9 protein-coding genes are annotated in these 11,549 nt (G+C 74.1%); 7 read left to right on the plus strand and 2 right to left on the minus strand.

The features are described from left to right. The first annotated feature begins 5 nt into the window (after positions 1-5). The 6 genes from ABZY91_RS29585 to ABZY91_RS29610 all read left to right on the plus strand — a co-directional run bounded on the left by ABZY91_RS29585 (position 6) and on the right by ABZY91_RS29610 (position 8,536). Positions 6-1,121 (plus strand): nicotinate-nucleotide--dimethylbenzimidazole phosphoribosyltransferase, encoded by a 1,116-nt coding sequence (locus ABZY91_RS29585; protein ID WP_355405921.1) that lies wholly within the window; start codon positions 6-8, stop codon positions 1,119-1,121. A gap of 146 nt (positions 1,122-1,267) precedes the next feature. Next, positions 1,268-2,113, plus strand: coding sequence for an adenosylcobinamide-GDP ribazoletransferase (locus tag ABZY91_RS29590; RefSeq protein ID WP_355405922.1), 846 nt, complete (start codon positions 1,268-1,270; stop codon positions 2,111-2,113). Between the two features lie 303 nt (positions 2,114-2,416). Further along, the gene (locus ABZY91_RS29595; RefSeq protein ID WP_355405923.1) at positions 2,417-3,919 is read left to right on the plus strand and encodes a leucyl aminopeptidase; all 1,503 of its coding nucleotides are present in this window, start codon (positions 2,417-2,419) and stop codon (positions 3,917-3,919) included. A 475-nt stretch (positions 3,920-4,394) separates the two neighbouring features. Then, positions 4,395-5,801, plus strand: coding sequence for a dihydrolipoyl dehydrogenase (gene lpdA, locus ABZY91_RS29600; protein ID WP_329881696.1), 1,407 nt, complete (start codon positions 4,395-4,397; stop codon positions 5,799-5,801). A gap of 57 nt (positions 5,802-5,858) precedes the next feature. Next, positions 5,859-7,676 carry a 2-oxoglutarate dehydrogenase, E2 component, dihydrolipoamide succinyltransferase gene (gene sucB, locus ABZY91_RS29605; protein ID WP_355405924.1) on the plus strand — a complete coding sequence of 606 codons (1,818 nt, stop codon included), beginning with the start codon at positions 5,859-5,861 and terminating at the stop codon, positions 7,674-7,676. Positions 7,677-8,020: 344 nt separating this feature from the next. Further along, on the plus strand, positions 8,021-8,536 hold the full coding sequence (locus ABZY91_RS29610) for a DUF4240 domain-containing protein (protein ID WP_329949897.1): 516 nt from the start codon (positions 8,021-8,023) through the stop codon (positions 8,534-8,536). A 16-nt stretch (positions 8,537-8,552) separates the two neighbouring features. Here ABZY91_RS29610 and ABZY91_RS29615 read toward each other — a convergent pair whose 3' ends face one another. Both ABZY91_RS29615 and ABZY91_RS29620 read right to left on the minus strand, forming a co-directional pair. Then, on the minus strand, positions 8,553-9,608 hold the full coding sequence (locus ABZY91_RS29615; protein ID WP_355405925.1) for a DUF2510 domain-containing protein: 1,056 nt from the start codon (positions 9,606-9,608) through the stop codon (positions 8,553-8,555). 237 nt (positions 9,609-9,845) lie between these two features. Beyond that, positions 9,846-10,346 carry a GNAT family N-acetyltransferase gene (locus tag ABZY91_RS29620; RefSeq protein WP_355405926.1) on the minus strand — a complete coding sequence of 167 codons (501 nt, stop codon included), beginning with the start codon at positions 10,344-10,346 and terminating at the stop codon, positions 9,846-9,848. Between the two features lie 159 nt (positions 10,347-10,505). On the opposite strand from ABZY91_RS29620, the gene ABZY91_RS29625 reads away from it, so the two are divergent. Continuing rightward, the gene (locus tag ABZY91_RS29625; RefSeq protein ID WP_355405927.1) at positions 10,506-11,411 is read left to right on the plus strand and encodes a TIGR01777 family oxidoreductase; all 906 of its coding nucleotides are present in this window, start codon (positions 10,506-10,508) and stop codon (positions 11,409-11,411) included. Positions 11,412-11,549: the final 138 nt, after the last annotated feature.

Genomic DNA, 11,549 nt, shown 5'->3' on the forward strand with positions numbered 1-11,549 from the left:
GGACGATGGACACGACCGTGGATCTCGATACGTTCTCCTCGCTCGTCGAACGCCCCGACGAGAGTGCCCGGCGCGCCGCCGAGGAGCGCTGGCAGGAGCTGGACCGGCCGCGCAACGGCCTCGGCAAGCTGGAGGAGCTGGGCGCCTGGCTGTCGTCCGTGCAGGGGCGCTCCCCCGTGCGGCCGCTCTCGGCCCCCAAGGTGGTGCTGTTCGCCGCCGACCACGGGGTGGCGGCCCTCGGCGTCTCCCGGCTGCCGGCCCAGGGCGGTACGGCGGCGCGCGTCCGGGCCGTCCTCGACGGCACCGCGCCCGTCGCCCTGCTCGCCCGGCGGTTCGGCGCCGAGGTACGGGTGGTCGACGTCGCGGTCGACGCGGACCCCGCCGACTTCCCCGACGACGTGACCGCCCACCGGGTGCGGCGCGGTTCCGGGCGGATCGACGTCGAGGACGCGCTCAGCCCGGAGGAGACCGTCAAGGCGTTCCGGGCCGGGATGGCCGTCGCCGACGAGGAGGCCGACGCCGGGACCGACCTGGTGGTGCTGGGCGACCTCGGGGTCGGCGCGACCACCGTCGCCGCGGTGCTGGTCGGCGCGCTCTGCGGGACGGACGCGGCGGCGGTCACCGGCCGCGGCTCGGGCGTCGACGACAAGGTGTGGATGGTCAAGTGCGCGACCGTCCGGGACTCGCTGCGGCGGGCCCGGCCGGTGCTGGGCGACCAGCTGGCACTGCTCGGTGCGACCGGCGGTGCGGACTTCGCGGCGATCACCGGGTTCCTGCTGCAGGCCGCGGTGCGGAAGCTGCCGGTGGTGCTGGACGGCGTGGTCTCGTCGGCGTGCGCCCTGGTCGCGCAGCGGATCGCGTTCCGGGCGCCCGAGTGGTGGCGGGCCGGGCAGTCCAGCGGCGAGCCGGCGCAGGCGAAGGCGTACGACCGGCTGACGCTGACGCCGCTGCAGGAGCAGGGCATCACCATGGGCGAGGGCGTGGGTGCGCTGATGGCGCTCCCGTTGCTGCAGGCCGCGTCGGACACGCTCGCGGAGAAGGTGCCGGCGCCGTTCGCGCAGGCGGCACCGAAGGAGCCGGCGAAGCTGCCGTCGGCGGCGGAACTGCTCGGTCGGCTGTAGGACGGCCGGGAGTCGGTCAGACACGCCCCGGGCCCTCGGCCCGCCGGCCGTCCACGACGACGGTCCGGCGGACCGGGGGCCTTCGCCGTGCGCGGGGGCGGACCGCCGGGGAACGCGGGAGGCTGGTCACGGTGGAGGCACGGACGATGACGGACGAGCGGGGACCGGGCGCACAGGGACCGGACCCACAGGGGCCGGGCGGGCGGGAACCGGACGGGCGGGCCGGGTGGGTGGACGGCCTGCGGTTCGCCTTCGGGACGCTGTCGGTCCTGCGGGTCCGGGTCGAGCGCTGGGACCGGGCCGCGGGCGGCCGGGCGATGCTCGCCGCCCCCCTGGTCGGACTCGTCCTCGGCACGACGGCCGCGGGCGCCGGGGCGCTGGTGGCCTGGCGCGCGGGCGGCCCGCTCGGCGCGGTCGCGGCCGTCGGGGTACTGGCGGCTCTGACCCGCGGACTGCACCTGGACGGGCTCGCCGACGTCGCCGACGGCCTGGGCAGCGGCCGACCGGCCGAGGACGCGCTGCGCATCATGAAGCAGTCGGACATCGGGCCGTTCGGCGTCCTCACCCTGGTGCTGGTCCTGCTGGCGCAGGTCGCCGCACTCGCCGGGCAGTTCGCGGTCTCCCCGCTGCGCGGCGCGCTGGCGGTGCTCGCCGCGGCGGTGGCGGCGCGGTGCGCGCTCACCTGGGGATGCCTGCGGTCGGTGCCGGCCGCCCGCCCGGGCGGGCTCGGTGCGATGGTGGCGAGCACGGTGACCCCGGCTGCGGCGGCGCTGTCGACCGCCGCGGCGGCGCTCCTGACCGCGACCGCCGGGGCCGTTGACGGATGGTCATCCCTACGACTGCCGCTGGCCGTTGTCGCGGGTGCCGGCTGCGCCTGGATCCTGCTGCGACGCTGCGTGCGACGCTTCGGCGGGATCACGGGCGACGTGCTCGGCGCGATGGCGGAGACCGCCGCGACCGGTGCGCTGCTGGTCCTCGCCCTGGCGGGCTGAGGACGGGGCCGGAACCCCGGCACCCGGAGGCGGTACACCGGGCGGCGCGTGATCTCGGCATGCGGACTACCATGCGGGGAGCATCGCAGCCCTGCACCGTCGCAGGTCCTGCCCGGCCGACGCGCGTTGGGGCGCCGGGGCCTCTGGTGTATGCGTCCGCCGCGGAGCCGGCGGGGGCACACAGCCAGGGGCCCCGGGTCCGGCGGGCGCCGGCCGGACGGCCCGGCCGGCGGTTCCGGGCTGCGCCGGTGCGGCACCCGCGCCGCGACCGGCCGTGGACCGCGAAAGAACAGGACGCATTACGTGACTGCATTGTCTGTGAGCACCTCCTCCGCCGCCTCGCTGCGTGCGGACGCCTTGGTGATCGGTGTCGCGAAGGGCCCCAAGGGCATTGTGCTGGCCCCCGGCGCCGAGGCCGTGAGCGAGGCGTTCGAGGGCAAGCTGGCCGAGATCCTCAGCACGCTGGGCGCGACCGGCGCCGAGGGCGAGGCCGTCAAGGTGCCTTCCCCCGCCGGCCTGAAGGCCGCGCTCGTGCTCGCGGTCGGCCTCGGTGACGCCGCCGAGGGCTCCTACGAGCTGGAGGCCCTGCGCCGCGCCGCCGGTGTCGCCGCACGGGCCCTCGCCGGCAGCAAGAAGGCCGCGCTGGCCCTTCCGGCCGAGTCGGCCGAGGAGACCGAGGCGGTCGCGCTGGGCGGCCTGCTCGGCGCCTACGCGTTCGGCACCTACAAGAGCGGCGGCGGCAAGGAGCCGGTCGGCGAGCTGATCCTGCTCTCGACCCGCAAGGGCAGCAAGGACGCCAAGGCGGCCGTCGAGCGCGCCCTCGTCGTCGGCGAGGAGATGAACCGCGCCCGCGACCTGGTCAACACCGCGCCGAACGACCTGAACCCGAAGGGCTTCGCCGCGATCGCCCAGGCGGCCGGCAAGGAGCACGGCCTCAAGGTCGAGGTGCTGGACGAGAAGGCGCTGCTCAAGGGCGGCTTCGGCGGCCTGCTGGGCGTCGGCAACGGCTCGACCAACCCGCCGCGGCTGGTGAAGGTGGCGTACACCCACCCGAAGGCCAAGGCGAGCCTGGCGTTCGTCGGCAAGGGCATCACCTACGACTCGGGCGGCATCTCGCTGAAGCCGGCCGGTCACAACGAGACCATGAAGTGCGACATGGCCGGTGCCGCCGCGGTGTTCGCCGCCGTGGTCTCCGCCAAGCGCCTCGGCCTGGCCGTCAACATCACCGGCTGGCTGGCGCTCGCCGAGAACATGCCGTCCGGCTCGGCGACCCGCCCGGGTGACGTGCTGCGGATGTACGGCGGCAAGACCGTCGAGGTCCTGAACACCGACGCCGAGGGCCGCCTGGTGCTGGCCGACGCGATCGTCCGGGCCGGCGAGGAGAAGCCGGACGTCATCGTCGACGTGGCGACGCTGACCGGCGCGATGATGCTGGCGCTGGGCAGCCGCACCTTCGGCGTGATGGCCAACAACGACGAGCTGCGCTCGACCCTGCACACCGCCTCGGGCGAGGTGGGCGAGCAGTCCTGGCCGATGCCGCTGCCGCCCGAGCTGCGCAAGGGCATGACCGAGTCGACCATCGCCGACCTGGCCAACATGGGCGAGCGGATGGGCGGTGGCCTCGTGGCCGGGCTCTTCCTGAAGGAGTTCGTGGCCGAGGGCACCGACTGGGCGCACCTGGACATCGCCGGTCCGGCGTTCCACGAGGGCGCGCCGTTCGGCTACACCCCCAAGGGCGGCACCGCGACCGCGGTCCGCACCCTGGTCCGCTTCGCCGAGCAGAAGGCGGCGGGCGGCAAGGCCTGACCGGCACCGGCGCCCGCGGGCGCGGGACGAAGGCGGGACGGGGTCCGGCGCGAGCGCGCCGGACCCCGTCCGGCTTTCCCCCCCACCCGGCAGCCCTCGCGCCAGCGGTCCTCGTCCGGCGGTCCTCGTCCGGCCGAGCCTCGCGCCCGGGTCGGTTACCGGCCGGTAGGGGACACGACGGGGAGTCCGCACCCCTGTTCGCTGCGGGCGAAACTTTGTTCCGCACTGCGGAACCGGGCGCTCCGCAGGCTCGGACGACTCCGTCGGGCCCGCTGTCAACACCGCCCTGAGCTGCGACGATGCCCCTCCGTCCGGGGTGCCCCCACCCCTGCGACCGCCCCTCGGGACACCCCTGGGGCGGACCCGGACATCAGCCGCCGCGAACAAGTGCGAAGATGTATTTCCGGCACGACTGGGCGCCCCACAAAGGCTTCCGAACTACCGGACCGTGACCGGCCCGGCGATCCACACCCCATTGCATGGAGGACGTGACGTGGCGAACGACGCCAGCACCGTTTTCGACGTAGTCATTCTCGGAGGCGGAAGCGGCGGTTACGCCGCGGCGCTCCGCGCCGCCCAGCTGGGCCTGAGCGTCGCCCTGATCGAGAAGGGTGAGCTCGGCGGCACTTGCCTGCACCGCGGCTGCATCCCGACCAAGGCGCTGCTGCACGCGGCCGAGATCGCCGACGAGACGAAGGAGGCCGCCGAGTTCGGTGTGCTGGCCACCTTCCAGGGCATCGACATCAACGGCGTCCACAAGTACAAGGACGACGTCATCGCCGGCCTGTACAAGGGCCTCCAGGGCCTGGTGGCGTCCCGCAAGGTGACCTTCATCCAGGGCGAGGGCAAGCTCTCCTCGCAGACCTCGGTGGACGTCAACGGCCAGCGCGTCGAGGGCCGCCACATCGTGCTGGCCACCGGCTCCGTGCCGCGCTCGATCCCGGGCCTGGAGATCGACGGCAACCGCGTGATCTCCTCGGACCACGCCCTCAAGCTCGACCGCATCCCGAAGTCGGCCGTCATCCTCGGCGGCGGCGTGATCGGCGTCGAGTTCGCCTCGGTCTGGAAGTCGTTCGGCGTCGAGGTCACCATCGTCGAGGCCCTGCCGCACCTGGTCCCGCTGGAGGACGAGAACTCCTCCAAGCTGCTGGAGCGCGCCTTCCGCAAGCGTGGCATCAAGTTCGAGCTGAAGGCCCGCTTCTCCGGCGTCGAGTACACCGAGACCGGTGTGCGCGTCTCCACCGAGAACGGCAAGCAGATCGACGCCGACCTGCTGCTCGTCGCCATCGGCCGCGGCCCGGTCTCGGCCGGCATCGGCTACGAGGAGAACGGCGTCGCGATGGACCGCGGCTACGTCCTCGTCGACGAGTACATGCGCACCAACGTGCCGACCATCTCGGCCGTCGGCGACCTCGCCCCGACCCTGCAGCTGGCTCACGTCGGCTTCGCCGAGGGCATCCTGGTCGCCGAGCGGCTGGCCGGCCTCAAGCCGGTGCCGATCGACTACGACGGCGTCCCGCGCGTGACCTACTCCAACCCCGAGGTGGCCTCCGTCGGCATCTCCGAGGCCAAGGCCGTCGAGCTGTACGGCAAGGACAAGGTCGTCACCCTCAAGTACAACCTGGCCGGCAACGGCAAGAGCAAGATCCTGAAGACCGCCGGCGAGATCAAGCTCGTCCAGGTCAAGGACGGCGCCGTGGTCGGCGTCCACATGGTCGGCGCCCGGATGGGCGAGCAGGTCGGAGAGGCTCAGCTGATCTACAACTGGGAAGCTCTGCCTGCCGAGGTCGCGCAGCTCATCCACGCGCACCCGACCCAGTCCGAGGCTCTGGGCGAGGCGCACCTGGCGCTGGCCGGCAAGCCGCTGCACGCGCACGACTGATCGCGCCCCACCCCCCAAACTTCCAGTACGCAAGACTTGATAGGAGTCGCTGAAACCATGGCGGTCTCAGTAACACTGCCCGCGCTGGGCGAGAGCGTTTCCGAGGGCACCGTCACCCGTTGGCTGAAGGCCGAGGGTGAGCGCGTGGAGGTCGACGAGCCGCTGCTCGAGGTCTCCACCGACAAGGTCGACACCGAGATCCCGGCCCCGGCCTCGGGCATCCTGGCCTCGATCAAGGTCGGCGAGGACGAGACCGTCGCCGTCGGCGCCGAGCTCGCGATCATCGACGACGGCTCCGGTGCCCCGGAGGCCGCTCCGGCCCCGGTCGCCGAGGCCGCACCGGTCGCCGAGGCCGCTCCGGCTCCGGCCGCTCCGGTCGCCGAGGCTGCTCCGGCCGCCCCGGCCCCGGTCGCCGAGGCGCCGGCCGCCGCTCCGGCCCCGGCTGCCGCCCCGGCCGCCCCGGCCGGCGACGCCACCCCGGTGCTGCTGCCCGCACTGGGCGAGTCGGTCTCCGAGGGCACCGTCACCCGCTGGCTGAAGGCCGAGGGTGACACGGTCGAGGTCGACGAGCCGCTGCTCGAGGTCTCCACCGACAAGGTCGACACCGAGATCCCGTCGCCGATCGCCGGCACCCTGGTGAAGATCCTGGTCGGCGAGGACGAGACCGCCGAGGTCGGCGCCCAGCTCGCGCTGATCGGTGCCGCGGGTGCTGCCCCGGCTCCGGTCGCCGCTCCGGCTGCTCCGGCTCCGGCCCCCGTCGCCCCGGCTGCCCCGGTCGCCGCCCCGGCTCCGGTCGCCCCGGCCGCACCGGTCGCCGCTCCGGCCCCGGCTGCCCCGGCCCCGGTCGCTGCCCCGGCTCCGGCCCCGGCTGCCCCGGTCGCCGCTCCGGCTCCGGTCGCCGCTCCGGCTGCCCCGGCCCCGGCCGCGCCGGCCGCCCCGGTGGCCGACGCCGGTGACGCCTACGTCACCCCGCTGGTCCGCAAGCTCGCCGCCGAGCAGGGCGTCGCGCTGGCCTCCGTCACCGGTACCGGTGTCGGCGGCCGCATCCGCAAGCAGGACGTCCTGGCCGCCGCCGAGGCTGCCAAGGCCGCTCCGGCCCCCGTCGCCGCTGCCGCTCCGGCCGCCGCGCCGAAGGCCGCCGCCGCGCCGTCCCCGCTGCGCGGCCAGACGGTCAAGATGACCCGCATGCGCAAGGTCATCGGCGACAACATGCTGAAGGCCCTGCACGAGCAGGCCCAGCTGACCAGCGTGGTCGAGGTCGACGTCACCAAGATCATGTCGCTGCGCGGCAGGGCCAAGGAAGGCTTCCTCGCCCGCGAGGGCGTGAAGCTGTCCCCGATGCCGTTCTTCGTCAAGGCCGCCGCCCAGGCGCTGAAGACCAACCCGGTCGTCAACGCCCGGATCAACGACGCCGAGGGCACCATCACCTACTTCGACACCGAGAACATCGGTATCGCGGTGGACTCCGAGAAGGGTCTGATGACCCCGGTCATCAAGGGTGCGGGCGACCTCAACATCGCCGGCATCTCCAAGAAGACCGCGGAGCTGGCCACCAAGGTGCGCGGCAACAAGATCACCCCGGACGAGCTGTCCGGCGCCACCTTCACCATCAGCAACACCGGCTCGCGCGGTGCGCTGTTCGACACCGTGATCGTGCCGCCGAACCAGGCGGCCATCCTGGGCATCGGCGCCACCGTCAAGCGCCCGGTCGTCATCGAGGCCGACGGCGGCACCGCCATCGGCATCCGTGACATGACCTACCTGTCGCTCTCCTACGACCACCGCCTGGTGGACGGCGCCGACGCCGCCCGCTACCTGGTGGCCGTCAAGGAGATCCTGGAGGCCGGCGAGTTCGAGGTCGAGCTCGGCCTGTAAGGGTCCCCGCAGGTACACAGCGGTACCGGAACCCCGTGTCGTCCCCGGACGGCGCGGGGTTCCGCGTTCCCCGGAGTCGCTCCCGGTGCTGCCTCCCGGCAGCCGCTCGCCGGCGGGTGCCTCCGGGGGCGCGGACCGACGGGTGCCTCCCGGGGGGCGCGGACCGACGGGTGCCCGCCGGAGGGTTCGGGCCGACGGGTACTCGCCGGCGGTGCTCACCGACGGGTGCGGACCGGCCCGCGGCCACGGATCTCCCCGCGGATTCGAGATTTTCGCGTGGTTCAGGGTGATTCGCACGACCATCGCATGCGCACGTGCGGGGGAACAGGGATGCTGGAGCGGTGATGGACGAGACCGACTTCTGGCAGATCATCGACGAAACCCGGGAAGCCTCCGACGGCGATCCGGACGAACAGGCCGAACGCCTGGTGGAACGGCTCGCCCAGCTGGCCCCGGACGACGTGATCGATTTCGCGCGACTCTTCGAGGCCCGGTTCCAGCGCGCCTACCGCCACGACCTGTGGGGCGCGGCGTACCTGTTGCTGGACGGCGCCTCCGAGGACACCTTCGACTACTTCCGGTGCTGGCTGATCGGCCAGGGCCGGGACGTGTTCGAGGGCGGGCTGCACGAACCGGACGACCTGGCGGACCTGCTGCCCGAGTTCGACGAGGAGGAGGACGGCGAGGCCGAGGACCTCGGCTACGCCGCCGACGAGGCGTACGAGCAGCTGACCGGACTGCCGCTGCCCGAGGTGGGCGAGCGGCAGCCCGCACGACCGTACGGGGCCGCCCTGGACTTCGACGACCCCGACGTCATGGCGAAACGGTTCCCCAAGCTCTGGGAGCGGTACGGGGACTGAGCCCCGCGGCGGGCGGTCAGGTGTTGGAGCCGCCCGCCGCGCCGGTGTCCTGCTTGATGCCCTTGAGGATCTGGTCCAGCACGGTGGGGTCGGGCGCGCCCGCGGCGTCGTCGACCCCGCCCTCGAAGGCCACGTAGCCCCCGCCCTTGGCCGGCACCGCCACCATCAGGACGTAGCCCTTGCTGCCGTCCGCCGTGACGATGTGCCAGCGCACCGCGTAGCCGGAGATGCCCGCGACCGTCGTGCTGGACGAACCGGCGTCGGTGTGCGACGAGATGTTGCTGAAGATCGCCGCGGCGTAGGTGGGCATCGCGGCCTCGGCCGCCGCCCGGGCCGAGGCGCCCGAGACGGTGTCCTTCTCGACCGAGAACTGACCGCGGATGCAGGATCCCCCGCCGGGGCAGGTGTACCGGCCGCTACCGAGGAAGACCGTCGAGTGCGCGCCGTCCGTCGTCGCGTCCCAGCCTTCGAAGACCGGCACCGTGATGGCGTGCTGAGGGTCGGCCACGGTGTCCTTGACCGCCGGCGCCGGGCGCGCGGTCGTCGTGGGCGTGGTTCCCCGGGTCGGAGTCGGAGTCGGGGTCGGGGTCGGAGTCGGGGTGCGGGTGGCCGTGGGGCTCGGGGTGTCCGTGACGGTCACGGTCGCCACCGGAGTGGTCGGACCGGCCGTCGGGGTGCCGCCGCCGCTGTTGAGCGCGATGGCGGCCACCACACCGACCACGGCCAGCACCCCGACCACGATGGCCACGGCCGTGCCGGTCTTCATCCGGTTCGACTGGGGCTGGGGAGTGTAGGCGGCCTGCGGATAGCCGTAGGAGGGCGGGTTCTGCGTCGGGTAGCCGTACCCGGGCTGCCCCTGCTGCGCCGCACCGTAACCGTAGGAGGGGGGCGCGGAGGCCTGCGTCGGGTTCTGCCAGGAGACCTGTGTCGGGGCGTCGGCAATCTGACCGCCGCCCGCCTGGACGGGACGCACCTCGCTGGTCCAGGCGTTGCCGTCCCACCAGCGCTCATGACCGGCCGTGCCGTCCGCACCCGGTACCGGGTACCACCCCGGAGGCGTCGAGTTGCTCACGGCCGTACCGTACCCGTCCGGGTGACGGTCCAGACAGGCCGGGTCTGTCACGACTCTGCACCACCCGCGTCCGGATCTGACGACTCGCCGGTAACGCGCCTGGTGGGGCGGCGGAAGCGGGTTCGGGGGCGGGGCGGCCCTGGGCGGGCGGCCCCGCCGCCGGGCCGTTCCGCCCCACGGAGGGCCGGGGTCGGGCCGAGAGGTCGGGGCCGGGCGCGGGGGCGCGGGGGCGCGGGGTCAGGCCGTGAGGGTGCGGGCCATGAGGACGTCGTCGACGTACCGGCCGTCGATCAGGAACTCCTCGGCCATCGAGCCCTCGACGACGAAGCCGCAGCGCTCGTAGAGGCTGCGCGCCGGAGTGTTGTGGCCGAGCACGCGCAGGGTGAGCCGGCGGGCGCCCTGCTCGCGGGCCGCGGCGCAGGCGGCCTCGACCAGCGCGACGCCGACGCCGCGGCCCCGGGCCCCGGCGTCGACCGCGAGGCCCTGGATCTGGCGCACGTGCGCGTTGCTGGCCAGCGGAGTGGGCGGGACGACCCGGACGTAGCCGACGAGGCGGTCACCGAGCACGGCGAGCAGGAACTGGTCCGGGCTGTGGCGCTCGTCGAACACGTCCGCACCCTCGTCGGGCCGTGGAGCGACGTCGGCCAGCCAGGTCCACGCCGCACGGTTGAGGGCGGAGAGCTCCTTCTCGTCCTCGGCCTGAGCGGGACGGATGATCAGATCGTCGGCTTCGCGCATGCGCGCCATGCTAATCAGCGGGTTCACGGGCGTACACGGAATTTCCGGGTGGGGTGCCTCGACGTCCGGGCGCGACGTCCGGGCGGGCCGCGCCCCGGCCGGCGACGCTCCGGCCGGCAGCGCCCGGGTCTGCGAGGTCCCGGCTGCGAGGATGTCCGCATGAGAATCGCGGTCACAGGATCCACGGGACTGATCGGCTCGGCACTCGTCGACTCGCTGCTGGCGGACGGCCACGAGGTGGTACGGCTGGTCAGGCACCGCTCGAAAACCGGCCCTCGACCGGACGGCACCACCGCCATCGGCTGGAACCCGCTGCTGGGTCAGGTCGACCGGGCCGGGCTCGCCGGGGTGGAGGCCGTCGTGCACCTGGCCGGCGCCGGGGTCGGCGACCGGCGCTGGACCGACGCCTACAAGCGGGAGATCCGGGAGAGCAGGGTGCTCGGCACCGAGACGCTGGCCGCCGCGGTGGCCGGGCTCGCCGAGCCGCCGCGGGTCCTCCTCAGCGCGTCGGCGGTCGGCTTCTACGGACAGACCGGGGACCGGGTGATCGACGAGGAGTCGCCCGCCGGGGACGACTTCCTGGCCGAGGTCTGTGTCGAGTGGGAGGCCGCCGCCGGAGCGGCCGAGCGGGCCGGGGTCCGGGTGGTGCACCCGCGGACCGGGCTGGTGCTCTCGGCGGACGGCGGCGCGGGCGGGCGGCTCTTCCCGCTGTTCCGGCTCGGCCTCGGCGGGCGGCTCGGCGACGGCCGGCAGTACTGGAGCTTCATCTCCCTGGCCGACGAGGTCGCGGCGCTGCGGTTCCTGATCGACCGGGAGGACCTGAGCGGCCCGTTCAACCTCACCGCCCCGGAGCCGGTGACCAATGCCGAGCTGACGGCGGCGCTCGGCCGGGAGCTGCACCGGCCGACGCCGTTCCCGGTGCCCAAGGCACTCCTGGACGCCGTGCTGGGCGAGCTGGCGGTCGAAGTGGTCGGCAGCCACCGGGTGGTGCCGCGGAGGCTGCTGGACGCGGGCTTCCGGTTCCGGCACCCCGACGTGGATTCGGCGGTGCGGGCGGCCCTCTGACCCGACGGCGCGGCGGGAACGGGGCGGGGCGTACGACGCCGGGAGCGGGGGCTGCGGGCGACGGGCCGCCGGGCAGGGCCGCCGGGGGCGGGCGGCGGGCCGGGGGCGGCGGCCGGCCTGCTGGAGAAGCAGAAGGAA

This window comes from Kitasatospora sp. NPDC002965 (assembly GCF_040611255.1).
Taxonomy (GTDB): Bacteria; Actinomycetota; Actinomycetes; order Streptomycetales; family Streptomycetaceae; genus Kitasatospora.